The organism is Vulcanococcus limneticus LL (assembly GCF_943369875.1).
Taxonomy (GTDB): domain Bacteria; phylum Cyanobacteriota; class Cyanobacteriia; order PCC-6307; family Cyanobiaceae; genus Vulcanococcus; species Vulcanococcus limneticus_A.
On the sequence record NZ_CALROT020000007.1, the window covers coordinates 1 to 25,949 of the forward strand.

Below are 25,949 nucleotides of genomic sequence, written 5' to 3' on the forward strand. Positions count from 1 at the left end.
GCCTGCTCCACCGGCACGCGGCAGCGGTCGATGAGCTTGGAGGCCAGCTCCTCGAACTTGGCGCGGGTGAGGGTGAGGTCGAGGTGCTTGGGGCCCTCGGGGGTGGCCGTGATGAACGGCAGGTTGATCTCGCTCTGGGTGGCGCTGGAAAGCTCGATCTTGGCCTTCTCGGCCGCCTCGGTGAGGCGCTGCAGGGCCTGCTTGTCCTGGCGCAGGTCGATGCCCTCGTTGGCCTTGAAGCTGTCGGCGAGGTAATCGACGATCACCTTGTCGAAGTCGTCGCCGCCCAGGTGGGTGTCACCGGAGGTGGAGAGCACCTCGAACACGCCGTCGCCCACCTCGAGCACGGACACGTCGAAGGTGCCGCCGCCCAGGTCGAACACCAGGATGCGCTCGTTGCTCTTCTTGTCGAGGCCGTAGGCCAGAGCAGCGGCGACAGGATGGCTGATCGTCCTCAGCACCTCTAACCCTGCGATCATGCCGGCATGCTTGATAGCAAGGCGCTGGGAGTCGTTGAAATACGAGGGAATAGTGATCACGACCTGATCAACACTTTCGCCTAGATATTTACTGGTATCTTCAGCAAGCTTACGTAGCACCTCGGCCAGGATCTGCTCGGGCGCAAACTGCTTGTCAAGTACGGGGCACTGTACACGGATGCTCAAGGCGGACATATCCACCCCATAACCCACCTCCGCCGACTCCTCTTTCACCTCGTCGGCCAGGCGTCCAACGAAACGTTGCACCGAATAAAAGGTATTCTCGGGATTCATCACCGCCTGACGTTTAGCGATCTGGCCTACCAACTTGTCCTGGTTCTTGGCGTAAGCCACCACAGAAGGAGTAGTGCGGAGTCCTTCAGCATTGGGAATCACAATAGCCTTGCCGCCCTCCATCAGCGCCACACAGCTTTTGGTGGTGCCGAGGTCAATGCCGACGACCTTGCTCATATTTTCGAGTTAGCCAGCCATCCGGGGACCGCAACCGCTTAGCTCTGTCCATTGCTGGTGGCAAAGCGGATGGACAATCCCATGCCAGAAGACTGTGACGCCCTTCACTGGGTTCACAATAGCTTGCGCCCAGACTTCCGAGCCATAGACCACGATCACCCTCGCCAGAAATGACCGTCATGCGCAGGTGTATTACCATCAGGATATTTAGTGATCCGCAACCGACCAAGACGCCGGTCAAGAGAGTAGCCCACCAAGCCATATGACACTTGCAATATGAATCGAACTTCAGATAATGAGATGCCTAATGATTAGCTCGTTACTGAGTAAGCCCACTCCTCGGGCAGAGCCTCGATGAGCCGCTCCCCCTTCTGGTTAATTCGCGGAATGTGCAGTCTGGGTGGAATTCACATCAGACAAGCGCAAAGCAGGATGCCCCAGGGCCTAAAAGGCAGGCCCTGCTGTTATCTGAGAATAGATGCCAGTAAATAATACTTTGACCAGCAAACCAAGCTTCTCACCCAATAGGATCTCGAGATAGTCGATTGCCAAGTGGCCCTCCCCACCAGCCTCGATAAGCTCCTTCTTGCTGTGGCGATGGTGGGGGCCTCCAGTCAGGCATCAGGCTGGGGCGAGCAACGCTGCTCCGCCTGCGGCTGGTCTAGCCGTCAAAGGTCACGCTGCTCTGTAGGCCCATGCCCTGGCTTGTTTCGCGTTTGGTCCTCCGACTCACGTCAGGCCAGACCGTCTAATGGCAATCAACGCCGCTGTAAACCAGTTGTCCAACAGAACAGACAGTGGTGATCCAAGCTATTTTGGTCTCCATTGGAGCCCGTGACCAAACCACTACGCGGGGCGTCGGCGGGGTTCATCAGTTCCACACATATGCAACACGAGTTTCAGGCCCCTTACAACACAGCGGATCTGTCTCGCTTCGGCCTCTATTGGCTATGGGCTCAGCGGGTGCCGTATCGGGAGACCAGCAGGACAGTAACCCTGGCATTGAGGGCCCAGCTCCGTGAATCAAACTCAGGAGGCTCTCCTGTGGCCTCTGTGGGCTCTGTGGGCTCTGTGGGCTCTGTGGGCTCTGGGGAGAGGTCTGGCTCAGTGTATTTATTGCCTCTACAGCTCGCCGGGTCAATAGCTGCTCTCTGAAGCGGCTGTCACGTTATTCCTGGTTTAGCGGCTTTGCCATGGCTTCCCACGGTTCAGGTCTGCGTCGGGGAATTGCCTCTAGTGACACTACTCCAACTAGTGTCGTATAACTACTCGTTGAAGACAGTAGCGCAGCTCACGCTCTCGACCTGCATCAGCGCATGGGGATTAGTGATTCACAGATCCACTGTGGCAGTACTGATATACTCTTGGCAGGCGAGTGGGTCGCACTTCTCCCCTCTGCAGAGCCCAGCCACCGTTCCCGAACGAGCCGGGCTTTGCTGTGCCTGGGGGTAGGGTTTGGAGGCAGGGAGATAGGGAGGAATACACACAAGGGTGTTATCTCCCTCGGATAAATCTGCGAGTGTCCCCCTGTGCTGATACGTACGCACTTCACTTGCCAGGGGGAGGCGCGGGCTGGCATGGGAGTGGATCGGGGGTCTAGTCGGGACACAAGTGCTTTGGGAGCATTAGGTCGCAGGTTCGAATCCTGTCACCCCGATTCCAGTGACAAGAGGGGCTCCCGGGGATTCCGGGGGCCCTTTCTGTTGGCCCGTCCAGGGCGGCGGTGCGCAGCTGGCGCGGAGGGTCGCCTCAGCCACGACCCCGTCGATTCCGGAGCCAGCGCAGCGCAACCCAGACCCCTGCCGCCAGCACGATCAGCAGCACGCCATCGCGCACCAGGGTGGCAACCCAGAGCAGTCCATCGATGACCAGGGCGTAGTTGGCCCCCAGCGCCGAACCCGCCAGGGTGAGCGCCACCACCCAGATCAGGCTGCCCGCACTCGTCCAGAGCAGGAACGGACCCAGCGGCATCAGTTCAATGCCAGCAGGCAGCGACACGAAGGGACGCACCCCCGGCACGATGCGGCCCCAGAACACCACCGCCGCCCCATGGCGGGCGAACCAGCGGCGGCTGGTGGCCAGATCCTCCGCCCGCAGGCCCAGCCAGCGCCCCCGGCGGCGCAGCCAGTGCTCCAGCCGCTCTTCATTGATCAGGCGGCCCACGCCGTACCAGAACACGGCCCCGAGAACCGTGCCGACCAGGCCAGCCAGGATCACGAACACCAGCTCCAGTTTCTGCTGATGCACCAGGAAGCCCGCCAGGGGCATCACCAGTTCCGTGGGGATCGGCGGGATCAGGTTTTCCAGTAACAGGGCCAGGGCGATGAGCCCGTACGCCTGCCAGGGATTGACCTCAACGGCTGCCGAGATCTGCTGGACCAGGCTGTCAACGAAACCCTCCAGCGCCACTCAGGTATTGGCGTTGGTCCGCCGGCGCCACAGCCGCCAGATTTTGTCCAGCTCGAGATACAGGAAGAACACGAGGCTGAAGCCCACGCAGACCAGCAGGTCGTGGAGGGGCAGGGGGGTGGTGCCGAAGAAGCTGGAGAGGGATGGCACGTAGAGCAGCAGCATCTGCAGACCACTGGTCAGCACCACAGCCCAGAGCAGCCAGGGGTTGGAGAAGGGGGGCACCTGGAACAGGGGCAGGTCGCTGCGCGCGGAGAGGGCGTGACCCATCTGGGCCAGGCACAGGGTGGTGAACACCATGGTCTGCCAGGGGGCGCCGGTGCGGGCGGCGTAGACCATCATCACGATCGTGATGGCGGCAAACACCACACCGACGCGCAGGATGTAGGTGCCGATGCCGCGGGCGAAGATCGACTCACCCGGGCGGGCCGGAGGCCGCTCCATCAGGCCCTCCTCTCCCGGCTCCAGGGCCAGGGCCAGGGCCGGAACCCCGTCGGTCACCAGGTTCATCCAGAGGATCTGCAGGGGCGTGAGCGGCACACCCATCAGCCCCACCAGGGGGGCGGCGGCGATGGTGATCAGCTCACCCACGTTGCTGCCGAGGATGTACTTCACAAAGCGGCGGATGTTGGCATACACCAGCCGGCCCTCCTCCACCGCGCTCACGATCGTGGCGAAGTTGTCGTCGAGCAGCACCATGTCGGCGGCCTCCTTGCTCACCTCCGTGCCGGTGATGCCCATGGCCACGCCGATGTGGGCCTGCTTCAGGGCCGGGGCGTCGTTGACGCCGTCGCCGGTCATGGCCACCACCTGGCCATTGGCCTGCAGGGCCTTGACGATGCGCAGCTTCTGCTCGGGGGCCACCCGGGCGTAGACGCTGCAGCGCGCCACCGCCTCCCGCAGGGCCGGCTCCTCCATGGCCTCCAGCTCCCGGCCAAGGATCACCTCGCCGTCGCTGGTGGTGAGGCCGATGGTGGTGCCGATGGCGCGGGCGGTGAGGGGGTGATCGCCGGTGATCATCACGGGCCGGATGCCGGCCTCGCGGCAGGTGGCCACGGCCTCGGTCACCTCGGGCCTGGCGGGATCCAGCTGGGCCATGAGGCCCAGCAGCACCTGCTGCTCGAGCTCCCGCTCCGGGCTGGGATGGTGGGGCGCGCAGGCAAACGCCAACACCCGCAGTCCGCTGGCGGCCAGCTCTCGGGCCTGCTCGATCCACCACTGGCGCTGATCGGAGCTGAGCGCCGTCACCCCCGAGCCGTCGATCCAGCGGTCGCAGCTGGCGATGATGACTTCAGGCGCACCCTTGCTGATCAGCAGCCGCTGGGATCCGGCCGCGGTGGGGCCCAGGGGGGTCTGGAGCTGTCCGTGGGGATCGTCGATCCACACGGCCATCAGCTGGCGCTCGGAGCTGAAGGGAATCTCGGCAGCCCGCTGGAAATGGCTGCGCAGTTCGAAATCGTCGATGCCGTCCTTCTCGGCCACCACCGACAGGGCCCCCTCGGTGGGGTCGCCGAGGATCTCCCAGGTGCCATCGGCGGCCTGGCGCAGTTCGGCGTCGCTGCAGAGCACGGCGGCCTGAAGCAGCAGGCGCTGCAGGCCCTCGGGACTGCCGGCCACGGCCCCGGCAGGAGGCGTGAGGGGGCTGGCGGTGAAAGAACCGTGGGGGACATAGCCCTGGCCGCCCACGGCCACGCTGGTGGTGCCGAGCCGCAGCTCCTGCACCACCTGGCGGTTCTGGGTGAGGGTGCCGGTCTTGTCGGAGCAGATCACGGTGACCGAACCCAGGCCCTCCACCGCCGGCAGACGCCGGATCAGGGCGGCGCGGTGCACCATGCGCTGGGTCCCGATCGCCAGGGTCACCGTGATCACCGCGGGCAGGCCCTCGGGAACGATGGCCACCGCCATCGACAGGGAGATCTCCAGCAGGTTGAGCGGGTCCTGCTTCAGCAGCAGGCCGAGCGCCACCACCACGCCCACCAGAGCCAGGGCGCTGCCCACCAGCACCTTGGCCAGGCCGTCGAGGCGCTCCTGCAGGGGGGTGCTCTCGCCGCCGGCGGTGTTGATCAGTTCAGCGATCTGACCCAGTTCCGTGGCCATGCCGGTGGCACTCACCACCGCCACGCCCCGGCCGCGCACCACCTCGGTGCCCTGGAACAGACAGTTCAGCCGCTCCAGCACGGGAGTGCCGGGCTCCATCAGCAGCTCCGGCCGCTTGAACACCGCTTCGGTCTCGCCGGTGAGGGCGGCCTCGCGCACCCCCAGATCCGCGGCCTCCAGCAGACGCGCATCCGCGGGCACCCGGTCGCCGGCCTCGAGACGGATCAGGTCACCCGGCACCAGCAGTTCGCTGCTGAAGCGCTGCCAGCTGCCGTCGCGACGCACCTGCACCAGGGGCTGCGCCATGTTGCGCAGGGCGAGCAGGGCCTGCTGGGCCTTGCTTTCCTGCAGATAGCCGAGGAGGCCGTTGAGCACTACGATCACCAGGATCGCGATCGCATCCTTGGGGAACTCCTTCTGGTGGACCGACACCGCTGCCGAGACGGCCGCGACCGCCAGCAACATGATCAGCATCACGTTGCTGAACTGATCCCAGAGGATCTGCAGGTTGCTGCGGCCCGCCGCCAGCTCGATGCGGTTGGGTCCGGTGTCCGCCAGTCGACGGGCAGAGTCGGCCGTGGTCAGGCCGTCACGGCTGGCCTGAAGCTGCTCGAGGCAGTCGTCAGGGCTGAGGGCGTACCAGGGGCTGGAAGCGGGTCGCGACAAGGAGGAGACGCGCTCAGGGCGCCGTAATTGGGGTCGACCTTAAGTTGGCTGGCGACTGGGTGGGTGAGGGCCCCTCGCTGGGGGGCTCGAGGGCTTCACCAGCGGGCCGCGAGTCCCGCCGGAACGTATCGATGGATCAGCCGGTCTGTGCCTTTCGATGCGGGCCGCCTGTCGCCCGTGAACACGGCCCATCAGCGGCCCGATTCAGGCTGGTGGCCAGCCATCACCGACTCTCCATGGTGCGCATCCACGGCGATCGCCTCAGCCTCCTGGCCGCCCTCACCGCCCACTGGGCGGAGCAGCAGCTGCAGATTCCGAAGCCACTGCGGCCGGCGCCCAGAACCCTCCAACGCCAGGAGTCCAGGCGTTAGGCCTTGAGCAGCTCGGCCAGGAACCCATGGCTGCAGGCCACCGCCGCGGCCAGGGCCTGCTCCTCGCTGAGGCCGGAGCTGCGGGTGGGCTTGAAGCTGTGGTCGCCAGAGGGGATCCACTGCAGGTGCACCTGGGGCGAGAGGCTGTAGCCCTCCACCTCCGGCCGCTTCCCGAAGGTGTCGCGCTCCCCCTGCACGATCAGGGTGGGGGTCTGCAGGCCGGCCAGGTGCTCGGTGCGCAGGGTCTGCGGCTTGCCCGGAGGGTGGAAGGGGTAGCCCAGGCACAGGCAACCCCGCACGCCATGGCTGGCGGCCAGGTCATCCACCAGCAGGCTGGCCACCCGCCCGCCCATGGACTTGCCCCCGATCACCAGGGGCTGCTCGGGGCAGGCGGCCCGCTCCAGCTGCACCTGCTCGCGGAACGACTCCTGCAGCACCGGCATCCGATCGGGTCCGTGCTGACGGCCCGTCTCGCGGCTGCGGGCCATGTACGGGAACTCAAAGCGCACCACGCGCCAGCCCCGCTGGGCCAGCCCGGCGGCGATCGCCGCCATGAAGGGGCTGTCCATCGGGGCCCCGGCGCCATGGGCCAGCAGCAGGGTGGCCGGCGCCTGGGCCGGGCCGTCCAACAGGCGCGGCTGGGCGGTCAGCTCACTCCTCCTCGTCGCTGCCGCCGGCGGGCACCAGGCGGATCTGCTTCTTGCCCAGCTTGATCTCGAATTCATCGCCGGGCTTGAGGTCCAGCAGGGCGGTGTAGGCCTTGCCCACCAGCAGGTTGCCGTTGAACTGCACCTTGGCCACATAGCTCAGGGAGCGGCCGCCTTTGCCCTTGCCCTTACCGCCGGTCTCGCCAAGGCTGACGCCCTTGGCCTCCAGCAGCGCCTCATAGAAGGCGGTGAAGTTGAGGCGCTCGCTGCCGTCCTTCTTGGTGCTCACGTAGCCGGCGGCCCGAACCAGATCGGACTTGGAGGCATCGCCGAGCTCCTTGACCTTGGCCAGCAGATCAGATCCAGTGAGTGCCATGCGTGGGGATGGAAGTGCACACAACTTACACAGAAAACGGCCAACCGCAAGCACGAGCGGTGTGGTTCGCCGTCATCACGGCGCGGCAGACTTTCCCAGGCACCGCCATCTCCGAAGCCCCCGGAGGTGGTGTGGCCCTGGCGGCAGAGTTTCCGGACGTTGGCATCGGAGCCGACCTCGCTGCAGCGATAGCCGCGGCCACGGACTGCGGTCGTGGGCCCACCAGCGGATCGCCCCAGGTTCAGGATGGGCGACGGGCCACCGGCCCCGCGGCAATGGCCATCGGTACCAGCAGCCTGCAACGCCAATCCCCCGCCGGAGAGCACGGCGGGGGATTCGAATCGACGGCTGCACCGTCACCCAGTAGAGAACCGGGCGTCAGGGAGAGAACAAGGAGGAGATGGCGCTCACACCCGCCACTCCTGAACGGAGTTGGACCTGCACCAAGGGCATCACCTCGGGGACCCATCGACGGACTGGAGGGGAGGTTGGGGGGCCTGCCTTCCCTCAACTTCAAACTAAGCGTCTTTGACGCCTAGGACGGGACTGGAGAGGTCCCATTCCCGCCCCTCCCACGGCGGTTTGCCCCACGTGTCCCACTCCCAGGGCACCTGAGCTCAGGCCGCCTCGGCCAGGCGCGGCGGTAGCGGCGCAGCAGCGAAGAGTTCACGATCACCGACAGCGAACCCAGGGCCATGGCCGACCCAGCGATCATCGGGGTGAGCCAGGCCAGGGCGCTACAGCAGCGGGCCGTCCTGCTGTGACCGGCCCCTGGAGAGCAGCAGGCCGACACCGGAGAGGATCACCACCAGCGTGAGCAGCCCCAGGAGCACGGAGTAATAGGGCTGCAGATTGAGGGGGCCGAAGCGGCCCGTATGAATCCTGAGCAGCCAGAAGGCGTCCACTCCACGCTCCAGCAGCACGCTGTAGAGGGAGCCGCTGGCGGCCGTCAGCAGCAGGGGTGCGGCAGCCAGCGGCACCAAGAGGCGATGCAGACGGCGCCAGCGTGGGGAGTGGGATCGGGGCATGGGGATCACTCCTCCCTCAGCTCCTTGTGGAGCAGGGCCTCGTGGCCGCAGGGCATCCACAGGCCGTTGTTGACGTGGGTGCCCTTGCAGCCCAGCTGCCTGGCCCTGGCCTCCGCCTCGGCCTGGGTTTTGTAGAGCCCCTTGGCATGGGCCAGGGCCTCAGCCGGCAGCAGCAGAGCCGTACCCAGCAGCAGCAGGCCGGCCAGCGCGTCCACCGCTCGGATCCCCGTCATGGCGGCCATCAGGAGGAGAACAGGGCGTCGTAGCGGTAGTACTCCGGCCGATCGAGGCCATCACGCCGGAGCATGCGCCGCAGCTCGAGGATCTCGCGGCGCTGGGCCACGATGATCTGCCGCGCCAGCCGCCGGATGGTGCTGTTGGTGGAGTTGCGCAGCGCATCGTGGGCCATCTCCAGGGCGCCGCCGTGGTGGGCGAGCATCCCCTCCAGGAACCAGGTGACGCGGTTGGCCCTGGTGGGGGTGCTGCCGGTCATGCGCATGGCCGCGATCTGGGCGGGGCTCATCCGCTCCAGGCCGGCCAGGCTGTTGGGATCCCCACCGGCCTTCAGGGCCACGGGATACACGGGCGCCTCCGGATACCAGGCCCGGCGCCACTGCCCCATGGCCTTGATCTCCTGGGCCTGGTCCCGCCAGATGGCCTTGGCCAGCGCCCCCACCCCTGGCTGGCCGATGTCGAACACCAGCTCGCTCATGCGCAGCGCACCGGTGTGGTGCTGCACCATGGCGTCGATCCAGCGCAGGTCGTAGGTGCTGCCGGCGGCGCCCAGCCCATGGCCATGGGCACTGTGATCCATCGACCCTTCAACCACCCGCGGGGCCCCAGCGGCCGGGGCCGGCTGCGGCGGACTGTGGTGCTGGTGGTGCAGATGGTGCTGGTCGTGCGCAGGGGACGGCGCCTGGGCCCGGGCCATCGGCACCAGCAGGCCCAACAGGGCGAGAGTCGCCAGGACAGGACGCATCGCGGGCGGGGGGAGAGGACACCAGCCCTACCGTGCAGCCTCCCGTTGGTGGAGAGTCAAGGGGTGGCGGGGCCGGGCCGCACGGCGTTCAGGAGCCGTACCGCTGTCAATACCACCGGCGATACCACTGCTCCATCTGCCCGATCTCCCGGCTCTGCGCGGTCACCATGGCGGCCTGCAGGCGCCGCAGCTCGGGATGCTGGCTGTTCCACTGGGCGTGGGAGGCCATCATCACGCCCATGCGGTGATGGGGAATCATCTGCTCGATGAAGGCGCGATCGAAATCGGGCGCGGCCTTGAGCGCCTCCAGGCTGGTGGCCATGCCCGGCATGCCGGACCCCATGCCCATCCCCAGGCCTGACCCCGGACCGCCCAGCGTCCAGGCCGGCACGGCGGCGCCGAACCACTGGCGGTACCAGCGGCGCATCTGGGCGTTTTCCTCGCTCTGGCTGGCCTTGATCCGCTGGGCCAGGGCCTTGATCTCCGGCCGCCTGGCCCGGGTGAGCGCCAGATCGGCCATGGCGATCGCCCCATCGTGATGGGGAATCATCATCACGATGAAGCGCTGGTCCGCCGGCCGCATCCCCATCGGCAGGCCCATGGCCCCCGGGCCCGCGCCAACGGGCGGCCCTGGAGCCGCCGCTGCGGCCGGCGGCTCCAGGGCTGAACTGACGAGCAACCCGGCGGCGAGGGCCGCCGCCCAGCTCCAGCGAGGCGTGGACTTCATGGCCACGGCGGCCTCCGACGCAGGGGACTAGCTCCAGCTTGATCACGATGTCGCCGAACGGGACTGGGGCCGCCGGGGCTCAGAGCTGGCGCTGCAGCGCCTGGGGCCGATGGCACGCGTCCCGATCCAGCTCACCAGAGCGTGGCGGGCAGGCTGCGGAACAGCTGCAGCATCGCCACCAGCAGCCCCACGATCGAGGCCAGGGCCAGGGCCCGCTCCCCCGGGGAGCCCAGCCCCTCGGCCCAGGGGCCGTAGAGGCGGCTGACCCAGGGCACCAGCAGCCAGCCGGTGATGGCGACGCTGCCGACATTGCCGAGCAGCAGCTTGGCGTGGAAATCCCACGGCAGACCGTGCAGGGCCATGGTCAACGCCATCACCGTGGGATAGAGAACGAGCAGCACCAGCAGGTTGGTCTTCCAAAGCGGCACCCGGCCCCGCACCGACTGGGCCAGCCAACGGGCGTACCCCTCCCAGTCGGCGGACCCCTCGTAGGCGTAGCCCTGCTGTTCGGACGGTTCCAGGATGGCGCGACGGATGGGGCTGTCCATCCACTGCAGGAAGCTCTCCAGCCCGTCGAAGCGCAGGATCGACTCATACAGATGGATGGATCGCTGGGCCGGCTGGCCCTGGATCCGACCCACGTAGCGGGGGCCGCTCTCGCCCAGGAAACCGGGGACGTCCTGCACCGCCGCCTGCAGCCGTCGCTCCAGGGCGAGGAACTGGGCCACCGCCGTGGCGGGCACCCGGTGCAGCAGGCGGTAGTCGAAGCCCGGGCCTCCCGGCGGATCGGCGGCGATCGGCGGACGCATGGCGGACGGTGGAGGCCCGCAAGCTAGAAACGCCCCACCGTTGACGCCGCCTCTGCGGCGTGGCGATGGTGGCGATGCCGCATCGGTCGCTTCGCCATGGCGTCGCCCATGCCCCCGCCCCCGGGCCCAGCCGCTGGTGGGGGGCGATGAAGTTCAAGGACTACTACGAGACCCTCGGCGTGGCCCGTGACGCCAGCGAGGAGGAGATCAAGAAGGCCTACCGCCGGCTGGCGCGCCAGTTTCACCCCGACATCTCCAAGGAAGCCGGAGCCGAGGAGCGCTTCAAGGCGATCAGTGAGGCCTACGGAACCCTCAGCGATCCCGAGAAGCGGCAGGCCTACGACGAGCTGGGGCGCCACCACGCCGGCGAGGACTTCCGGCCGCCACCGGGCTGGGACACCCGCTTCTGGCAGGGCCAGCCCCATGGCGACGTGGATCTGGCCGACCTGTTCGAGCAGATGGGGTTCCGGGCCTCCCAGCGCCAGGGGCGGCCCGACTTCCCCATGCGCGGCCAGGACATCGAGGCCGTGGCCGAGCTGAGCCTCGAGGAGGTGGTGCACGGCACCACCGTGACCCTGGAGCGCCCGGTGCCGCAGCGGCGCCCCGACGGCAGCCTCGAGCGCCACAGCCAGACCGTGCGCATCCGCGTCCCGAAGGGGGTGACCGACGGCGAGCGGCTGCGCATCCCGGCCCGTGGCGGCCCGGGCAGTGGCGGTGGCCCGCCCGGGGACGTGTACCTCGACATCCGCCTCAGGCCCCATCGCCTGTTCCAGGCGGTGGGCCATGACCTCTACCTGCCGCTGCCCCTGGCCCCATGGGAAGCGGTGCTCGGCGCCGAGATCGCGGTGCCCACCCTCGATGGCCGCGTGCGCGTGACCGTGCAGGCCGGGGCCCAGGCGGGACAGAAACTGCGGCTGGCCGGCAAAGGACTGCCCAGGCGCCAGGAGGGGGCGGGCGATCTCTACGGCGTGCTGCAGATCGTGACCCCCAGGCAGATCAACGAGCGCGAACGGGAGCTCTACCTTGAGCTGGCCTCCGCCTCCAGCTTCGACCCACGCCAGTCCTTCTTTGCCGGTGCCACCCATGACTGACGACGTGCTGATTCCGGCCGATGCGGAGAGCCGGGTGGACCTGGCCGAGTTGCTGGCCGCTTCGGGTCTGGCCGAGGCGGAGGTGCTGGAACTGGTGGAGTTCGGGGTACTGGAAACCAAGGGGAGCGTCTCGGGCTGGAGTTTCCACGCCCGGGTGGTGCATCAGGCCCGGCGGGCCGCGACCCTGCGCGACACCTTCGGGCTCAACACGCCCGGCATGGCCCTCGCCCTCACCTACCTGGAGCGCATTGAGGCCCTGGAGCAGCGCCTGCGGGAGCTCGAATGCCTCCTGCCCCGCTGAGGGGCCCAGACCAAGCACGCCGCCTACAGTTTCAGCTAAGCGATGCCCTGCCATGGAGTCCGGAGATCTCGCCACCACCCAGGTGATCAGCCGCCATCTGCAGGTGCAGAGCGTGGCGGATCTCTCCCTCTACGAGCAGCACTCCGATGTGATCCAGCGGCTCTGCAAGGAACTGGGTTTCCAGAATCCCGCCACCGCCATGGCCTGGGTGTTCGATCAACTGGAGCAGTCCAAGGATCTGCAGAAAGCGATCTTTGATCTGCTCAACGACTGAGACCCGATCCACGCCTTTCAGGCCAGCGCCCCCTCAGCCCTTCAGGCGGGTGCGCTCGGCGCGACTCAGCCACAGCAGCACCGCCACCAGGATCGGCGTGAGCAGGTCGGTGTAGAGGATCGTGCCCACGTTGGAGGGGGCCCGGTTGCCCGTGGTGAGCAGCGACACCGCATGGCCCACCCCATCGGCGAAGAACCAGGAGCCGTAGGCCACCATCGCCGCCAGCAGGTAGTCACGTCGGCGCAGCCAGACCGCGGAGAAGCCCAGGATCGCGATGGTGAGATTGGCGTAGGCCACCTCGTTCTGAAACGGGCTGTCGGGCCAGCCGATCTGGGCGGCGATGAAGGGCCCCAGCAGCAGGTGCATCAGGAAGCCGACCAGACCGTTGACCCCCAGCACCCAGAAGGCGATCCACAGCAGGGTCGCCTCCGACCAGCGCGCCGGGCTGGGGCTGCGGCGAACGGCGAGACCTCCGCCGATCAGGGCGATCACCAGGCTCCAGAGATCCAGATGGCCCAGGAACAGCTGCAGTGCACGACCCATGCGCGTGGCCCAGGTGCCCCATCCCTAGCCACGCCCCCACGCCGACGCCCAGCGACCCCTGGAGGGCGGAGAACCCCACCGGCCCGCTCACGTCACACTCCGTTACAGTGAGCGCAACACTTCGTAACGGCCCATGGCTGACTCCTCTTCCCGCTTCGGTTTCGTGGCCTTCGCCGAAACCTGGAACGGCCGCCTCGCCATGCTCGGCTTCTTGATCGGCCTGGGCACCGAGCTGCTCACCGGCCAGGGCATCCTCTCCCAGATCGGTCTGGGCTGATCGCCATGGAAACCAACTACACCGCCGCCATCGGCGCCGTCGTCGGCCTGATCGTGGTGCTCACCGGCATGGTGACCTACGTGCTCAGCCGCCCCAGCGACCTCTCCTCCACCAACTCCCGATGATCGCCACCGTCGCCGTGCTGCTCTTTGCCGCCTGGGCCGTTGGAGCGCTGCTCCAACCCGACCTCGCCGACTGAGCAGTCCACGCCCACGCCGCCCCCGACTCCCCCCTCAGGACGGCTGGACGTCGCGCCACCAGCGCTCGACCACCTCCGGGGTGCCGTACCAGACGGGGCCGAAGGCGCCGCCATGGGCCACCCCCGGCAGCACCACGGGGGTGGACTCCTCCAGCAGGGCCGAGGCCACCGGCACCAGCCCATCGCCGCAGTCGTCGGCATCGCCGGTGCTGTTGCGGTAGGCCGTCGGCGCCAGGCGCTGGGCCAGGGGCGTCGCCGCCTCCAGCTTCAGATCTCCCGCCACCGAGATGTAGCGGACCCGATCGGCAAAGGCCGCGCCCGGTAGGCGCTGCTGCACCATCTGGCGCAGCACCGTGGCCTTGAGGGCCGTGTGGGGGCTGCCCAGCATCACCAGGGCATCGGCCAGGGCCTTGCCGTCGTAGCGGCGACCCTGGAACGGAGCCTCATCCAGAAACAGCCGCAGCATGATGCCGCCGGAGCTGTGGCCGATCAACGTCACCCGACCCGTCGGCGACTGCCGGGCCAGGTCGTCCACCGCCAACTGCACCCGATCCAGGATCCGCGCCCAGCCGAAGGCGAACACGGTGAGCAGCCAGTCGAGCTTGCTCACCGCCACCACCCGCACCGGCTGACCGGCCAGCTGCTCCAGGCGCTCGGCCATGGGGGCGTAGGACTCCGGGCTGATCAGAAAGCCACCGAGGATCACGATCGGCTGCGGAACCATGGACGGGGGCGGGCGGACGGCACCGCAGCAGCATGCCCAAGGGCCGGGACCCGGGAACGGTGCAATGCCCCGGGGATCGGCGCAGCGGGTGGTCGGGGCCAGCGCCGCCAGGAACCTGCAGAACCACGCCTCAGACACAAAGTGACAACGAGGCGCATGGGGATTGGCGGCCATCCACCATCACGATGGGGCCCTGGTTCCAAGCCACGACGTCAACGGAGCCGCGAGCAGCCGCACCCTTCCAGCTCTGCCGGCCGGTCCATGGCCAGCAACAACCTCGGCCCATGCCGTACCCCGCTGCAGGCCCATGCCGTGTGCGGCGGCTGGCCGCTGCAACGCCTATCACTGACGGGCACGTGCCCCCCGCTTCAGGCGACACAGGCGGTGGTGGGATAACCGACCACCAACCCAGGTCCAGCATTCAGAACCGGCCTGCTAAACTTTATGACAAATGCGGGAGCCGTGATGTTCACACTTGAAAAGGCCACACAGATCTTTCCTGAAACGCTGTCTGCGGATCTCGTGCCTGCCATCACGGCACGCTTTCGTCTGCTCAGCGCCGAAGACCAGCTGGCCCTGATCTGGTACGCCTATCTGGAGATGGGCAACACCATCACCGTGGCCGCCCCTGGTGCCGCCAGGATGCAGTTCGCCGAGCCGGTGCTCAATCAGATCAAGGCGATGTCCTTCGAGGAGCAGAGCCAGGTGATGTGCGATCTCGCCAATCGCACCGATACCGCCATCGGCCGCACCTATGCCTACTGGTCGGTCAACATCAAGCTGGGCTTCTGGTATCAGCTGGGTGAGTGGATGGCCGCCGGTCTGGTGGCGCCGATTCCCGAGGGGTATCAGCTGTCCGCCAACGCGTCGGCCGTGCTGAGTTCCGTGAAGGAGGTCGATCAGGGCCAGCAGATCACCCTGCTGCGCAACTTCGTGGTGGACATGGGCTATGACCCCCAGAAGGGTGACGGCCAGCGAGTGATGGAACCCGTGGCGGCGCCCACGCCGGAGGAGCAGCGCAAGAGGGTGTTCATCGAAGGGGTGATCAACCCCACGGTGAACAACTACATGGATCTGCTCAATGCCAACGATTTCGACAATCTGATTGAGCTGTTCCTTCCCGACGGCGCCCTTCAGGCCCCCTTCCAGAAGCCGATCGTGGGCCGCGAGGCCATCCTGCGCTTCTTCCGGGAGGACTGCCAGAACCTGCGTCTGCTGCCCGAGCGCGGCTACGCCGAGCCCACGGAAGGCGATTTCACCCAGATCAAGGTGACCGGCAAGGTGCAGACCCCCTGGTTCGGTGCCGGCGTCGGCATGAACGTGGCCTGGCGTTTCCTGCTCAACCCCGATGGCAAGATCTACTTCGTGGCCATCGATCTGCTCGCATCGCCGGCGGAGCTGCTGAAGTTCGCCCGTTGATTGGCGTCCGCCGCCTGAGCAATCCCACCCGAACGGGATTGCTCCTGGCCGCACTGATCCTGCTGGGCTGGCTGATCTCCCTGATCGGTCTGCTCAGCCTTGATCTGTCCAGGTGTTCTGGTCTGGTGATCCTGGCGGCCGTGGTGGGGCGAACCCTGCTGCAGACCGGCCTGTTCATCGTCGGCCACGACGCCATGCACAGGGTGCTGCTGCCCGAGCGGGTGGGCTGGAACGACCGCCTGGGCGCCCTGGTTCTGGCCCTTTACGCCGCCTTGCCCTATGGGCAGTGCCGGCGCAATCACCAGCGCCACCACCGCTTCCAGGCCACGGCCAGGGATCCTGATTTCTGCAGCGACCCCGGGGCCGGAGCCCTGGGCTGGTATCGGCAGTTCATGGCCGGCTACCTGACGGCGGGCCAGATGGCGCGGCTGCTGGGCAGCTGGGCCCTCCTGACCCTGGTGGCCTGCCAGCAGAGTCGAACGGGCTGGCTGAACGTGCTGCTGGTCTGCACGCTCCCCCTGCTGCTGAGCTCGCTGCAACTGTTTGTCTTCGGCACCTATCTGCCGCACCGGGTCCAGCGGGCCCCGCTGCTGCGGACCAAGTCCGACAGCCTGGATCTGCCCCCCTGGCTGTCATTGCTGGCCTGCTTCCATTTCGGCTATCACCGGGAACATCACGACAGGCCCCTGCTGGCCTGGTTCCAGCTGCCCGCTGAACGTCGGCGCAGCCTCAAGGGACAGGCGGCAGGGCCGCTCGCGGTGGCCTGACAACGCGAGTAGCGTCGCCAGCTGGGAGCTCTCAACCGATGGTGGAAACGATGCGCGAAGGCTGGACGGAGCTGGAAGGGTGGACCGATCCTGAGCAGAGCGTTGCCAAGGAGGCCTTTGAGCGCGCCTATGGCCGCGCTGTGGAGCGGCTGGTGACCGCCCTGCGTGACAGGGCCGCTGCGCTGCACTCCGCAGAGAGTGTGTGGCAGCTTCACGATTATCTCAGTATCGAGCGGCACACGATGGAAGGCCGCTTCGACTTCCGCCTCGATGGCATCCTGTTCGTGTTCGCCAGCCTGGTGAAGGACGACCTGCTGACGATCGACGAATTGGCCGGTCTGGACGCCGAGAAACTGGCCAAGATTGCGGCCATGTCGCGCTTCTGAGCCGCAGTCAGGGGCACACGCCTGGTTCAGCAGGCCATCACCTGCGCAGCGCTGTCATGGCTTGCCGGTCGGGACGTTGCCCGGGGCAGCGGGAGGCTGAGGGGCGGTGATCGACTCCTCCATGCCCAGATCGATCTCGCCGATCCAGAGCCCAAGGCCCACCAGGCAGGCCAGAGCCGCCAGAAGCAGGCCCCCATGACGGCGATCCATGGCGTCAGGCCTCCAGGTAGGGATCGAGAAAGCTCAACGGCCGCGCCATCGTTTCGGAGAAGCCGAGAATCCCGCGGTCGCGGTGGCTGTAGAGCACGGAGTCGTCGCTCTCCAGCAGATAGGTGCCACCGCGCTGGGTGATGAAGTCGTCGCGGGGCACGTAGGTGCGCCAGTGGCCGAGCACCTCCAGCATGTTGCGCAGCCGCACCGTGGCCAGTTCAAAGGGCCGCTGGAAGCCCTCTCCACCGGCGAGGGCGAACAGGGGTGTGTCCAGGCGCTGGGGGGCGTGGCGGTCGCCGGTGTAGCCGCGCAGCACTTCGGCGAGGGTGCCCGGCGAACCGATGCCCGCACACATCAACAACAACGCCGGCCAGGCGCCGCCGGGGGTGGTCAGCCCCGGGTAGAGCCCCAGGGCCCGGTGCAGCTCCGGGGTGGCGTCCACCTGCAGCCGGTCGGCGGGAAAGCCCGTGAAGCCGCAGAAGCGCTGGCGGCCGGCCTCGTCGCCGATGCCGATGGCGACAACCTCGATGCCGGCGGCCTGGAGGCGGGGCAGCAGCGGGGCCAGGGCCTGGGCGTATTCGAGGCTGTCGAAGTCCCCCAGCTGGGTGAGCAGCACCACCAGCCGCCGGCACCCGGAGCCCAGGGCCGGCCGCAGGGCCAGGCGTTGCAGCAGCGGTTCCGGGGCCTTCATGGCTGCAGCCAGGGGCTCAAACCGTACCGGGCAGCCGGCTGGACTGCCGGATGGGTCGCGAACGGGCAGGAGGCACCGCTCCCGACGGGACGGCCAACCCGTTACTGGAAGGCGAACCAGGCCAGCCTCTGGCCTTCTCCATCCTGGCGGCTCTCCACCAGCTCCACGCCCCGGACGGTGCCATCACTCCGGTACCAGGGGTCGGCGCAGAGCGTGGCGAAGGCCTGCCGTGCCTCCGCAAGCGACTGGAAGTCCCCAACCTTGACGATGCCCCAGGCGTCATGGGTCTGGATGGTGTAGGTCATCACCTCGGGTGTGAAAAGAGTGCCGGTCGGTGCATCTGCCGGCGGCCGATCTGCCTGCCGCCGATGCCGACCGACAGGGACTCCCCATCCTGCTGCGCCCTGGAGCCGCAGCCACCGGCCTCCGCCCGCCAGAGTGCAGCCACCATCTGTGCCGCCATGACGCCGACCCGTGAGCAGATCCTCGCCGCCTCGGCCGGTTGGGTGGCCGTTGTGCTCAACGTGGTCCCCGGGTTGGGGGCCGGCTACCTCTATCAGCGCCGCTGGAAGGCCTACTGGATCACCTCGGCCCTCGCCACAGCCTGGTTCGTGGCCGGGGCCGTGCTCGCCCTGAACGCCGATGCCGCTGCTGAAGCCCAGAACCAGCTGGTGGGCCTGATCGGCCTGCTGGCGCTGGCGGCCGTCACCGCCACCGAGGCGGGGCTGGCCGTCAAGAAGGTCCGAGCGGGCGACTGAACCCGCGGCATCGCCCCATCGGCCTGGGCCCCAATCGGGTGCTGGCCGTGACACCCCTGGAGGAGCGATTGGCGGCGTGAAAGGGAGCGTCACAGCTGCGTCTGTGCCAGGCAGCGGCTAAGACAGGGCAGGAACCAAGGCAGGCATGACCCGTGCAGACACTGCCACCGTCGCGCCGCGCTGCACCTGGGATCACAGCGAGGACTTCCTGCTGCTGCCCGGTGATGGCCTGATCCTCGCCAATGGCGATGGGGTGATCACCTACTTCGACCTCAGGGCCCGTCAGCTGATGGGCCGTGAACCGGGGTGCCGCTGCGGCGATGGGCTCGATGAGATCTGGCCGGAGCTGGCGGAGGTCCTGGAGGAACACGCGATCGTGGCTGACCGCTCAGGCCCGGTGGTGACGCGGGTGGCCTGCGGGGATCGCCAGCGCACGCTGCACCTGTTCCGCTCCGATTGCGGGATCGGCATCGTGCTGCTGGCGGATCGCAGCGACGCCCACGGGGCCTGCCACCAACAGCTGTTGATGCACCAGCGCATCCTGCAGCATGTGCGCGATGCCGTGATCGTGACGACCGCCGAGCCGGTGGCGGCCCCAGGCCCGGTGATCGTCTACGCCAACCCCGCCGCCCTGCAGCAGACCGGCTATCGGCTGGGGGAGGTGCTGGGGCGGAGTCCGCGGATCTTCCAGGGGCCCGACACCGATCGCTCGGCCCTGCGAACCCTCCACCAGGCCATCCGGCACTGGCAGCCGGCCCGCCAGAAGCTGCTGAACTACCGCAAGGACGGCTCCACCTTCTGGGTGGAGATCGACATCGCTCCCCTGGAAGACAGCGACGGCTGGTACACCTACTGGGTGTCGGTGCAGCGGGAGTGCCGCGGACCGGGACACGCGTCCTGACGCCAGGGGCCGGGGCCATGGCGTCACCGCCGTTGGTCCTGGCCCTCGCTGCCGTGACTCCGGAGGCCGCGGTGCGTCCGTCAGACCGTGGCTAGGTTCCGGCCAGGGGTCCCACCGGCCGGTGGTTCCCCCGATCCCGTTGCGACGCCACCATGAGCCTTGAAGACACGCTCAAGGCCTCCGCCAAGGACGCCGAGGGACGGCTGCAGGCGGCGGCCGGTGCCCTCAGCAGCGACGAGAGCCTCCAGGCCGAAGGAGAAGCCAAGCAGGTGCAGGCCCAGGTGATGCAGGCCGCCGGCGACCTCAAGGACAAGGTCAACCAGGCCGCCTCAGCCGTTGGCGACGCCCTCTCCCATCTGGGCGGCCCAGGCCACTGAGGCCTCGGCTGGACGCGCACACCCCACCGATCCATGGCCCTGCCGCGCTCCCCTGGGCCATGGCAGCAGCTGCTGCCAGGTGGCGGTGTCGGTGCGCGGCGTCGTCGGGCGCAGAACGGGCAGGGGGAGCACGAAGGCCACCAGGGCCAGCCACCCCCCGGCCCGGGACGGGATCACTGGAACAGGCTGTTGAGCAGGTTGCCCAGGGCGTTGCCCAGCGCCGCATCCCGGTTGGCCGGGGGACGCAGGGCGTTCTGCTGGGTGGCCACCAGCTTGTAGTCCCCGAAGCGGAAGATCCCGGTGTTGCCGTGATCCACGAAGGTCACCGGCCAGCTGCCCCCGAAGCCATCGCGGATCAGGAAACCGCTGCCCTGCTGCTCGAACACGTAGCGGTTGCCGTTCTCCAGCCGCACCTCGTAGCGACTCTGGCCGCCCTGCATCACCTGCTTGAGCTGACAGGAGCCATCGAACACCCGCTGCCCAGCGCGGCTGAGGCTGCACAGCCCCCGGTCACGGCTCACCTGGGCCTGGCCGGGTCGCATTCCGCCACCACCGCTGCCGCCGAACAGGTGCTGGGTGAGGCCCGTTGCCACGCGCGTGGCGCTCCAGCCATCGTTCCAGCAGGTGCGACGGGCCACGCTGCAGGCCTGGCCACTGCTCAGGCGGAAATCGCGGCTGTTGCTCTGGCTGAGGTTGCGGCTGAGCTGACTGGCCGCCCGCTGTCCGAAGTACTCCCCCGTGATGGCAACGGAAGGGCCATAGCTGTCGTAGCAGACCTGGCCCGCCGAATCGCAGACCGTTCCCTGGCGCGGGTAGGTGATGCCGACGGGCTGGGCCAGCGCGGCGGACGCGGCGATCACAGGCAGGCAGGCGGCGGCAAGCCGGGCTGTCACGGGGCGGCGGGGCATGGATGGCAATGGGCAACTCCTGTCATTGTGTGGCCCGGCGCGTAGGGCCCGAGGTCTAAGGGCTGGCGTTCTCCAGCTGCTCCAGCCCCTTGCGCAGCAGCAGCTGGCCGCCCTCGATCACACGCTGCTGATCGCTCTTGAACTGACAGCTCGCGGTGCGGAACTGAACCGTCCGGCTGAAGGGCACATACCAGAGGGCATCGAGCTTGCAGAAGTTGCGGCCCTTCTTCTGGGGCATGTCCTGGAGCAGCTCGCCGCTGAGGCAGCGGAAACCGGTGCGGTCCTTGCCTTCCCGCAGGCAGGTCCCCAGGTTGCGCACAACGATCGGCTCCCCCTTCTTCTTGAAGGTCTGGTTGGCGAAACCGGCGAACGACACCGGGTCGTAGCTGAAGGGGGCCGCCTGGGCGACACCAGTCAGCACCGACAGGAGCAGCAGGGGACGAAGCAGACGCAGCACCGGTGCGGGGCGGAATCAGGACAGCTCCATCATCAGGGGTTCGGGCCCAACAGGCCCGTCTGCCTACGCCCCGGCCTCTGGGCTCGCGCATCCGATCGCCACGACCTGATTGCGGCCCTGCTTCTTGGCCGCATACATGGCGGCATCAGCCCTGGCGATCAGCTCGTCCAGCGATTCACCGGGGCAGGCCAGGGCCACCCCCACACTCAGGCTGAGGTGCACGTCGCCGGCGGGCGTCGGCACCGGATCGTGGGCCAGCTGCCGCAGCTTCTCGGCGATGCTCACGGCATCATCCAGGCCCTGCACCCCCGGCAACACCACCATCAACTCATCACCGCCGATGCGCGCGGCCAGATCAGAAGCCCGCAGGCAGGAGCGGATCCGATCCGCCATGGCCTGCAGCACCGCATCGCCGGCCTGGTGGCCATAGCGGTCGTTCACCTCCTTGAAGTGGTCGAGGTCGCAGAAGAGCACCGCCTGTTCACCACCCTGACGCTGGTCTGCGGCCAGGAGCCGTTCCATCTGCGTGAACACCTCCTCGCGGTTCAGAAGGGCGGTGAGGCTGTCGGTGGCGGCACGCCGCTGCAGCGCCTGCTCCAGAGCGATCCGCTCACTCACATCGCGCCAGGTGACGCTCAGCTCATCGCCCACCTTCACGGCACGGATGTCGAGGTAGCGCAGCCCGCCCTGCTGGGCATGGTGGAAGGGGAAGCTGTCGAGCACCAACGGCTGGCCGCTGCTCAGCACCTGCAGGTAGCGATCAAACAGTCCGTTGGCCACATGTTCGGGCCAGAACTGCCGCACCGTGGCCCCCACAAAGGCCTCCAGCGCCATGTTGTTGTAGGCGGCGGCCACGGGGTTGGCCCGCAGGATGCGCAGATCCACGGTCGCGCCGTGTTCATCGCGCACCGGTCCCAGGATCAGGTGGGGATCCAGCAGGGCATCGAGGGTGGTGCTCAGCCGCTGCTGCTCGAGCTGCAGCCGCTCCCGGGTCTGCACCAGCTCCGTCACGTCGTAGTTGACGCCGAGCATGCGCAGGGGCTTCCCCTCGCTGTCGTAGGTCGTGTGGGAGACGGCCTGGACGTGGTGCACGGAGCCATCGGGCCAGATCACCCGGAAGCGCGGGGCGTACTCCCGCTCGCCCCGCAGGGCCGCCTGGATCTCCCCCTCCGCATAGGCCCGATCCTCCGGATGCACCGCATCGGCCCAGGCCTCGTAGGCGCCCTCGAAGTCGCCCGGTTTGCGGCCGTAGAGCCGGTACATCACCGGATCCCAGCTGAGCACGTTCGCCGGCACGTCCCAGTCCCAGATGCCCACCACCCCGGCGGCGGCAGCGGCCTGGAGGTACTCCGTCTGCTCCACAACATCGGTGATGTCGTCGAGCTCCAGCAGCACATGCCCCACGACCCCGCTGGCATCGCGGAGGTTGCTGAGTTGCAGATCACCCCAGCCCCTCAGGAAGCCGGCCCGCAGCAGCCGCACCCGCACCCCGTAACCATCAATCTCGCCACGCAACAGAGACTCCAGCGCGGCCTGGTCCATCGGGTTGAGCACGGCGGCATCCTCCGCCGACACCTGCTCCAGGGCACCGAGAACCTGCGGCAGGCTGCGGCCCACCAACTCCGCCGGGGTGAGGTTCAGCTCCGCGCAGAGTTCCGGATTGGCCTGCAGGATCACCCCCGTGCCCGGCGCGCACAACGCCAGGCCAACGCTGCAGTGGTCCAGGGTGCGGTCCAGCATCTCCTCGGACCGGACCAGGGCGTCCTGGGCCGCCATCTGGGTGGTGATGTCGACGCCCTGGGCGATGAAGAACTCCAGGCGCCCGTCCGGGGCACGGGCACACGACACGCTCAGGTCCACCCAGATGGTGCTGCCATCACCGCGCCGAAACCGCTTCCTGAGTCGGTAGCTGTCGCGCCGATTCGCCAACAGCTCCTCCACCAGTGGCTGCTCCTGGGCGAGGTCATCCGGCTCGGTGATCTCGGGCCAGAGGAGCTGCCCCAGGGTCTCCGCATCGCGGCCGAGCATGGCGCAGAAGGCGGCATTGACACGCAACACCCGGCCGCTGGCGTCCACCAGAACCTCTCCTGCAGCAGCGTTATCGAGCGTGAGATTGAGGATCCGCTCACTACTGCGGCGTAGGGCCGTGTTCCGGGTGCGCTGGGCCGAGAGCCACACCGCCGCAGCGGCCACACCGCTGAGCGCCAGCAGGCGGGTGACGTAGTCGATCGAAGGGAAGAAGCCCCAGTACAGGCCCGACACGATCGCCAGCCCGTAGGCCTGAGCGATCAGGGGGAGCATCTGGCGGGGCGTCGCGAGGCTCGCCGAGAGCACCACCACCAGGAAGTAGTAAGGCAGCAGCGGGATGTTGCGCGGCAGGGCCAGATCGAGCAGGAACACCCCGACCAAGGCCAGATGCAGGCCCAGCCTCTGGCGGCGGTTGTCGGCACCCCCTGGGAGTGGTGGCAACAGGCCCTGGCCCATGGCAGCCCTGCACCCGATCGGACCTGTTGGACCAGTCTGATGGGGCCTGGGCCACAGCAGGAAAATCTACACAATCCTGGGCAGATTTCCGGTCTGCGCTACCCAAGGGGGGTAGGGTGCACCTGCTCGGTCGGTTGATCGTTGTCAGATCAGCGAAGGTCCGATCACGGGCAGGCCACGGTGCCGTGTCCCGCCGTCCGCCAGGCCTGAAGGCACGGGTGGCCGGGATCGAGCACCAAAGGCCTGAACAGGTCGTTGCGCTGGCCGTCGATCAGCTGCTGCTGGTTGATCCAGGTGCCCGGCGCCGGCACCACCGTGCGGTGGCGCACCGCCTCCGCACCGGCAAGGGCCGTGAGCGTGGGCGTGTGCACCACGGGCTCAGGGCCGTAGATGCCCGAGGCCGTGGAGTCGCCGACGCGACGCCCACCACTCACCAACCAGAACTGACCGAGCTTGGCGGCCAGGTAGGGATGCAGATCGGCTCGGCCGGTGGGGGGATCGCTCACCGCGTAGAGCCGGCGATCGATCTCCACCTTGAGGGCCGAGGGGTCACCGGAGGGAACCGCCAGAACGTCCGTCCGCAGGCTCTGGTAGAGGCCTGTGACCTCGGTCACCGCCAGGTCTGCGGCGGTGGCCAGGCCGATGCGACCCAGCGGCGTGGCCACGACCACCGGTGCATCGCCCGGGGTCGCCCAGGTCCGCTCGGCGGCGCTGAGGTGGGTGGCGCGGTAGCGGCCGAGGATGGTGCCAGCCGGACCGGCCAACGCCACGGTGTGGAACACCTGGGAGCCATTCCGCTCGGGATAGCTCCCCACCAGGTAGCCGTTGCCGATCCTGGCCCGCTGGGCCAGCAGCCGTTCAAAGGCGCCACCGCGGGGCTCCGCCCGGCGGGGAATGTCAGCCGCCGGCAGACCACGTGGCAGACCGGTGAGCTCGGGGAGCACCAGCAGCTCCTGAGCCTGGGGCTGGCTGCTGGTCAGCCGGGATGCCTCCCCCGTCCACTGGGCCGCGGCCAACCGCACGGGGCGCGGCGTCGCGGTGGCGGTGGTGTCCACGGGGGCGCGACGCAGCGCCAGCAGAGGGTTGTAGAGCGCAGGCCGGCGTGCGGCCAACCGTTGCTCGCGCACCGCATCGGCCTCGGCCGGGATGATGGTGGTGGCGATGAGGCCGTTCAGCCCGGGCGGCAGCACGGCGGGAGGCACAACCGGTGCCTGCACCAGCTTGCGACCCTGCGGCGACCAGATGCTCGAGCCGCCGTTGTAATAGAGCTGGCTGCCCGTGATCGGATTGCGCTCGATGCCGCTGCGGGTGGCACCGATCACCCACACGCCGTTGAGGGCGCTCATGTGCTGCACGCTGGCCACGGTGGAGTGATTGGCCCTGGCCTGAGCCGGCGGTGTGCCGGGCATCACCCGATCCGACACCGAATGCCAGCCGATGATCTGGGCTCCCCGCAGGGCGGCGAGGCGGTCGTACTGCCAGTAGGTGTCGTCGTAGCAGATGATCAGCGCAATGCGCCCGATCGGCGTGTCAAACACACCGACGTCGGTATCACCGGGTCCGAAGAGCTGCACATCCTGGCCGTTGAGGCCATTCTTGCGATATTTGCCGATGATGCCATCGGGCCCCATCAACACCGCGGTGTTGTAGAAGATGCCCGTATTGGCATCTTTCTCGGCAATGCCGACGCTCATGATCATGCCGGTGCGCCTGAGCACCGGCTGCAACGCCTCGGTTGCCCGCCCGGGGATGGTGTCCACGTAGGGAGCCAGCTGGGCGGGACCCGTGAAGTCGTAGCCGCTGATGGCCGTTTCCGGGAACACCGCATACTGCACCCCCTGGGCCGCCACGCGCTCCGCCGCCTGCACCAGGCGGCGTATGTTGCCCTCGCGATCACCCCAGGCCGGAATGAAATCAACGGCGGCCACCTTCACCGGCTTGCGGCCCACCTCCGCCCTGGCCGGTGTACTGAAGGAAGCGACGATGGATGCCGCGATCGATCCGCTGAGCACCAGTCCCAGACAACCTGTGGCCAGCCGATAGCGAGAGCGCACGATCACCGAGGCGGAGATTTTGACGCTATCAGCGCTCAGCAACGACGCTGGCCGGTCGACACATGTCGG

Annotated in this window: 30 protein-coding genes and 1 tRNA gene; 12 read left to right on the forward strand and 19 right to left on the reverse strand. The window is 67.9% G+C overall.

Features of this window, described 5'->3' with window-relative positions; genetic code table 11:
* Positions 1 to 950, reverse strand: a 950-nt coding sequence (locus tag ACLV7J_RS09025; RefSeq protein ID WP_411868772.1) for an Hsp70 family protein, incomplete at its 3' end; no start/stop codon positions are given.
* A gap of 1,587 nt (positions 951 to 2,537) precedes the next feature.
* Between ACLV7J_RS09025 and ACLV7J_RS09030 the strand changes: the two genes are divergently transcribed.
* Positions 2,538 to 2,612, forward strand: a tRNA-Pro gene (locus tag ACLV7J_RS09030).
* A gap of 87 nt (positions 2,613 to 2,699) precedes the next feature.
* On the opposite strand, the gene ACLV7J_RS09035 is transcribed toward ACLV7J_RS09030, so the two are convergent.
* Positions 2,700 to 3,359, reverse strand: a complete 660-nt coding sequence (locus ACLV7J_RS09035) for a DedA family protein (RefSeq protein ID WP_411868773.1) — start codon at positions 3,357 to 3,359, stop codon at positions 2,700 to 2,702.
* Positions 3,360 to 6,122, reverse strand: coding sequence for a cation-translocating P-type ATPase (locus tag ACLV7J_RS09040; protein WP_411868774.1), 2,763 nt, complete (start codon positions 6,120 to 6,122; stop codon positions 3,360 to 3,362). It abuts the gene before it with no gap.
* A gap of 212 nt (positions 6,123 to 6,334) precedes the next feature.
* Here ACLV7J_RS09040 and ACLV7J_RS09045 point away from each other — a divergent pair, with 212 nt between their 5' ends.
* Positions 6,335 to 6,493 carry a hypothetical protein gene (locus ACLV7J_RS09045; protein ID WP_411868775.1) on the forward strand — a complete coding sequence of 53 codons (159 nt, stop codon included), beginning with the start codon at positions 6,335 to 6,337 and terminating at the stop codon, positions 6,491 to 6,493.
* On the opposite strand, the gene ACLV7J_RS09050 is transcribed toward ACLV7J_RS09045, so the two are convergent.
* From ACLV7J_RS09050 to ACLV7J_RS09080, 7 genes are all read right to left on the reverse strand, one after another.
* Positions 6,490 to 7,122 (reverse strand): alpha/beta fold hydrolase, encoded by a 633-nt coding sequence (locus tag ACLV7J_RS09050; RefSeq protein ID WP_411868776.1) that lies wholly within the window; start codon positions 7,120 to 7,122, stop codon positions 6,490 to 6,492. The genes ACLV7J_RS09045 and ACLV7J_RS09050 overlap by 4 nt on opposite strands.
* A 22-nt stretch (positions 7,123 to 7,144) precedes the next feature.
* The gene (locus ACLV7J_RS09055) at positions 7,145 to 7,516 is read right to left on the reverse strand and encodes an AbrB family transcriptional regulator (protein ID WP_255125494.1); all 372 of its coding nucleotides are present in this window, start codon (positions 7,514 to 7,516) and stop codon (positions 7,145 to 7,147) included.
* Positions 7,517 to 8,253: 737 nt separating this feature from the next.
* Positions 8,254 to 8,544 carry a hypothetical protein gene (locus ACLV7J_RS09060; protein WP_411868777.1) on the reverse strand — a complete coding sequence of 97 codons (291 nt, stop codon included), beginning with the start codon at positions 8,542 to 8,544 and terminating at the stop codon, positions 8,254 to 8,256.
* 5 nt (positions 8,545 to 8,549) lie between these two features.
* Positions 8,550 to 8,777 (reverse strand): DUF3721 domain-containing protein, encoded by a 228-nt coding sequence (locus ACLV7J_RS09065; protein WP_411868778.1) that lies wholly within the window; start codon positions 8,775 to 8,777, stop codon positions 8,550 to 8,552.
* Between the two features lie 8 nt (positions 8,778 to 8,785).
* Positions 8,786 to 9,523, reverse strand: a complete 738-nt coding sequence (locus ACLV7J_RS09070; RefSeq protein WP_411868779.1) for a DUF305 domain-containing protein — start codon at positions 9,521 to 9,523, stop codon at positions 8,786 to 8,788.
* Positions 9,524 to 9,629: 106 nt separating this feature from the next.
* Positions 9,630 to 10,250, reverse strand: coding sequence for a DUF305 domain-containing protein (locus ACLV7J_RS09075; RefSeq protein ID WP_411868780.1), 621 nt, complete (start codon positions 10,248 to 10,250; stop codon positions 9,630 to 9,632).
* Positions 10,251 to 10,381: 131 nt separating this feature from the next.
* Entirely contained in the window at positions 10,382 to 11,059 is a 678-nt protein-coding gene (locus ACLV7J_RS09080; protein WP_411868781.1) for a hypothetical protein, read from the reverse strand.
* 74 nt (positions 11,060 to 11,133) lie between these two features.
* Here ACLV7J_RS09080 and ACLV7J_RS09085 point away from each other — a divergent pair, with 74 nt between their 5' ends.
* Genes ACLV7J_RS09085 through ACLV7J_RS09095 form a run of 3 tightly spaced genes read left to right on the forward strand, consistent with a single transcriptional unit; the run spans position 11,134 to position 12,725 of the window.
* Positions 11,134 to 12,150: a DnaJ C-terminal domain-containing protein gene (locus tag ACLV7J_RS09085; protein WP_411868782.1), complete on the forward strand. Its 1,017-nt coding sequence runs from the start codon at positions 11,134 to 11,136 to the stop codon at positions 12,148 to 12,150.
* Positions 12,143 to 12,451, forward strand: coding sequence for a chaperone modulator CbpM (locus tag ACLV7J_RS09090; protein WP_411868783.1), 309 nt, complete (start codon positions 12,143 to 12,145; stop codon positions 12,449 to 12,451). Before ACLV7J_RS09085 ends, ACLV7J_RS09090 begins: the two co-directional genes overlap by 8 nt.
* A 52-nt stretch (positions 12,452 to 12,503) precedes the next feature.
* Positions 12,504 to 12,725 (forward strand): hypothetical protein, encoded by a 222-nt coding sequence (locus ACLV7J_RS09095; protein WP_411868784.1) that lies wholly within the window; start codon positions 12,504 to 12,506, stop codon positions 12,723 to 12,725.
* Between the two features lie 33 nt (positions 12,726 to 12,758).
* Here the strand turns inward: ACLV7J_RS09095 and ACLV7J_RS09100 are convergent, their stop codons facing one another.
* A complete protein-coding gene (locus tag ACLV7J_RS09100) occupies positions 12,759 to 13,268 on the reverse strand; it encodes a DUF6790 family protein (RefSeq protein WP_411868785.1) in 510 nt (169 codons plus the stop codon).
* A 133-nt stretch (positions 13,269 to 13,401) separates the two neighbouring features.
* Between ACLV7J_RS09100 and ACLV7J_RS09105 the strand changes: the two genes are divergently transcribed.
* Complete coding sequence (locus tag ACLV7J_RS09105; RefSeq protein WP_411868786.1) at positions 13,402 to 13,545, forward strand: chlorophyll a/b-binding protein; 144 nt, start codon at positions 13,402 to 13,404, stop codon at positions 13,543 to 13,545.
* Positions 13,546 to 13,778: 233 nt separating this feature from the next.
* Here ACLV7J_RS09105 and ACLV7J_RS09110 read toward each other — a convergent pair whose 3' ends face one another.
* Positions 13,779 to 14,468 carry an esterase/lipase family protein gene (locus ACLV7J_RS09110; protein ID WP_411868787.1) on the reverse strand — a complete coding sequence of 230 codons (690 nt, stop codon included), beginning with the start codon at positions 14,466 to 14,468 and terminating at the stop codon, positions 13,779 to 13,781.
* A 465-nt stretch (positions 14,469 to 14,933) separates the two neighbouring features.
* Between ACLV7J_RS09110 and ACLV7J_RS09115 the strand changes: the two genes are divergently transcribed.
* Genes ACLV7J_RS09115 through ACLV7J_RS09125 form a run of 3 tightly spaced genes read left to right on the forward strand, consistent with a single transcriptional unit; the run spans position 14,934 to position 17,040 of the window.
* On the forward strand, positions 14,934 to 15,887 hold the full coding sequence (locus ACLV7J_RS09115) for an orange carotenoid-binding protein (RefSeq protein WP_411868788.1): 954 nt from the start codon (positions 14,934 to 14,936) through the stop codon (positions 15,885 to 15,887).
* A gap of 38 nt (positions 15,888 to 15,925) precedes the next feature.
* A complete protein-coding gene (locus ACLV7J_RS09120) occupies positions 15,926 to 16,654 on the forward strand; it encodes a fatty acid desaturase (protein ID WP_411868789.1) in 729 nt (242 codons plus the stop codon).
* Between the two features lie 38 nt (positions 16,655 to 16,692).
* A complete protein-coding gene (locus ACLV7J_RS09125; RefSeq protein WP_411868790.1) occupies positions 16,693 to 17,040 on the forward strand; it encodes a hypothetical protein in 348 nt (115 codons plus the stop codon).
* 54 nt (positions 17,041 to 17,094) lie between these two features.
* On the opposite strand, the gene ACLV7J_RS09130 is transcribed toward ACLV7J_RS09125, so the two are convergent.
* From ACLV7J_RS09130 to ACLV7J_RS09140, 3 genes are all read right to left on the reverse strand, one after another.
* The gene (locus ACLV7J_RS09130) at positions 17,095 to 17,250 is read right to left on the reverse strand and encodes a hypothetical protein (RefSeq protein WP_411868791.1); all 156 of its coding nucleotides are present in this window, start codon (positions 17,248 to 17,250) and stop codon (positions 17,095 to 17,097) included.
* Between the two features lie 4 nt (positions 17,251 to 17,254).
* Positions 17,255 to 17,941: a peroxiredoxin-like family protein gene (locus ACLV7J_RS09135; protein ID WP_411868792.1), complete on the reverse strand. Its 687-nt coding sequence runs from the start codon at positions 17,939 to 17,941 to the stop codon at positions 17,255 to 17,257.
* A 101-nt stretch (positions 17,942 to 18,042) separates the two neighbouring features.
* Positions 18,043 to 18,246 carry a hypothetical protein gene (locus tag ACLV7J_RS09140; RefSeq protein ID WP_411868793.1) on the reverse strand — a complete coding sequence of 68 codons (204 nt, stop codon included), beginning with the start codon at positions 18,244 to 18,246 and terminating at the stop codon, positions 18,043 to 18,045.
* A gap of 156 nt (positions 18,247 to 18,402) precedes the next feature.
* Between ACLV7J_RS09140 and ACLV7J_RS09145 the strand changes: the two genes are divergently transcribed.
* From ACLV7J_RS09145 to ACLV7J_RS09155, 3 genes are all read left to right on the forward strand, one after another.
* Positions 18,403 to 18,699, forward strand: a complete 297-nt coding sequence (locus ACLV7J_RS09145; protein ID WP_411868794.1) for a hypothetical protein — start codon at positions 18,403 to 18,405, stop codon at positions 18,697 to 18,699.
* Between the two features lie 145 nt (positions 18,700 to 18,844).
* A complete protein-coding gene (locus tag ACLV7J_RS09150; protein ID WP_411868795.1) occupies positions 18,845 to 19,600 on the forward strand; it encodes a PAS domain-containing protein in 756 nt (251 codons plus the stop codon).
* Between the two features lie 152 nt (positions 19,601 to 19,752).
* The gene (locus ACLV7J_RS09155) at positions 19,753 to 19,977 is read left to right on the forward strand and encodes a CsbD family protein (protein ID WP_411868796.1); all 225 of its coding nucleotides are present in this window, start codon (positions 19,753 to 19,755) and stop codon (positions 19,975 to 19,977) included.
* A gap of 173 nt (positions 19,978 to 20,150) precedes the next feature.
* Here ACLV7J_RS09155 and ACLV7J_RS09160 read toward each other — a convergent pair whose 3' ends face one another.
* The 4 genes from ACLV7J_RS09160 to ACLV7J_RS09175 form a co-directional block, all read right to left on the reverse strand.
* On the reverse strand, positions 20,151 to 20,885 hold the full coding sequence (locus ACLV7J_RS09160) for a YcgJ family protein (RefSeq protein WP_411868797.1): 735 nt from the start codon (positions 20,883 to 20,885) through the stop codon (positions 20,151 to 20,153).
* A gap of 55 nt (positions 20,886 to 20,940) precedes the next feature.
* Positions 20,941 to 21,342 carry a hypothetical protein gene (locus ACLV7J_RS09165; RefSeq protein WP_411868798.1) on the reverse strand — a complete coding sequence of 134 codons (402 nt, stop codon included), beginning with the start codon at positions 21,340 to 21,342 and terminating at the stop codon, positions 20,941 to 20,943.
* 63 nt (positions 21,343 to 21,405) lie between these two features.
* Complete coding sequence (locus ACLV7J_RS09170) at positions 21,406 to 23,826, reverse strand: diguanylate cyclase (protein ID WP_411868799.1); 2,421 nt, start codon at positions 23,824 to 23,826, stop codon at positions 21,406 to 21,408.
* A 164-nt stretch (positions 23,827 to 23,990) separates the two neighbouring features.
* Positions 23,991 to 25,886 carry a nitrilase-related carbon-nitrogen hydrolase gene (locus ACLV7J_RS09175; RefSeq protein WP_411868800.1) on the reverse strand — a complete coding sequence of 632 codons (1,896 nt, stop codon included), beginning with the start codon at positions 25,884 to 25,886 and terminating at the stop codon, positions 23,991 to 23,993.
* Positions 25,887 to 25,949: the final 63 nt, after the last annotated feature.

Excerpts from the sequence above, each read along its gene's own strand:
- ACLV7J_RS09055 (WP_255125494.1), bottom strand. The coding sequence starts at position 7,516 with ATGGCACTCACTGGATCTGATCTGCTGGCCAAGGTCAAGGAGCTCGGC.
- ACLV7J_RS09060 (WP_411868777.1), bottom strand. The coding sequence starts at position 8,544 with ATGCCCCGATCCCACTCCCCACGCTGGCGCCGTCTGCATCGCCTCTTG.
- ACLV7J_RS09065 (WP_411868778.1), bottom strand. The coding sequence starts at position 8,777 with ATGACGGGGATCCGAGCGGTGGACGCGCTGGCCGGCCTGCTGCTGCTG.
- ACLV7J_RS09070 (WP_411868779.1), bottom strand. The coding sequence starts at position 9,523 with ATGCGTCCTGTCCTGGCGACTCTCGCCCTGTTGGGCCTGCTGGTGCCG.
- ACLV7J_RS09075 (WP_411868780.1), bottom strand. The coding sequence starts at position 10,250 with ATGAAGTCCACGCCTCGCTGGAGCTGGGCGGCGGCCCTCGCCGCCGGG.
- ACLV7J_RS09080 (WP_411868781.1), bottom strand. The coding sequence starts at position 11,059 with ATGCGTCCGCCGATCGCCGCCGATCCGCCGGGAGGCCCGGGCTTCGAC.
- ACLV7J_RS09085 (WP_411868782.1), top strand. The coding sequence starts at position 11,134 with ATGCCGCATCGGTCGCTTCGCCATGGCGTCGCCCATGCCCCCGCCCCC.
- ACLV7J_RS09090 (WP_411868783.1), top strand. The coding sequence starts at position 12,143 with ATGACTGACGACGTGCTGATTCCGGCCGATGCGGAGAGCCGGGTGGAC.
- ACLV7J_RS09095 (WP_411868784.1), top strand. The coding sequence starts at position 12,504 with ATGGAGTCCGGAGATCTCGCCACCACCCAGGTGATCAGCCGCCATCTG.
- ACLV7J_RS09100 (WP_411868785.1), bottom strand. The coding sequence starts at position 13,268 with ATGGGTCGTGCACTGCAGCTGTTCCTGGGCCATCTGGATCTCTGGAGC.
- ACLV7J_RS09105 (WP_411868786.1), top strand. The coding sequence starts at position 13,402 with ATGGCTGACTCCTCTTCCCGCTTCGGTTTCGTGGCCTTCGCCGAAACC.
- ACLV7J_RS09110 (WP_411868787.1), bottom strand. The coding sequence starts at position 14,468 with ATGGTTCCGCAGCCGATCGTGATCCTCGGTGGCTTTCTGATCAGCCCG.
- ACLV7J_RS09115 (WP_411868788.1), top strand. The coding sequence starts at position 14,934 with ATGTTCACACTTGAAAAGGCCACACAGATCTTTCCTGAAACGCTGTCT.
- ACLV7J_RS09125 (WP_411868790.1), top strand. The coding sequence starts at position 16,693 with ATGGTGGAAACGATGCGCGAAGGCTGGACGGAGCTGGAAGGGTGGACC.
- ACLV7J_RS09130 (WP_411868791.1), bottom strand. The coding sequence starts at position 17,250 with ATGGATCGCCGTCATGGGGGCCTGCTTCTGGCGGCTCTGGCCTGCCTG.
- ACLV7J_RS09135 (WP_411868792.1), bottom strand. The coding sequence starts at position 17,941 with ATGAAGGCCCCGGAACCGCTGCTGCAACGCCTGGCCCTGCGGCCGGCC.
- ACLV7J_RS09140 (WP_411868793.1), bottom strand. The coding sequence starts at position 18,246 with ATGACCTACACCATCCAGACCCATGACGCCTGGGGCATCGTCAAGGTT.
- ACLV7J_RS09145 (WP_411868794.1), top strand. The coding sequence starts at position 18,403 with ATGACGCCGACCCGTGAGCAGATCCTCGCCGCCTCGGCCGGTTGGGTG.
- ACLV7J_RS09150 (WP_411868795.1), top strand. The coding sequence starts at position 18,845 with ATGACCCGTGCAGACACTGCCACCGTCGCGCCGCGCTGCACCTGGGAT.
- ACLV7J_RS09155 (WP_411868796.1), top strand. The coding sequence starts at position 19,753 with ATGAGCCTTGAAGACACGCTCAAGGCCTCCGCCAAGGACGCCGAGGGA.
- ACLV7J_RS09160 (WP_411868797.1), bottom strand. The coding sequence starts at position 20,885 with ATGCCCCGCCGCCCCGTGACAGCCCGGCTTGCCGCCGCCTGCCTGCCT.
- ACLV7J_RS09170 (WP_411868799.1), bottom strand. The coding sequence starts at position 23,826 with ATGGGCCAGGGCCTGTTGCCACCACTCCCAGGGGGTGCCGACAACCGC.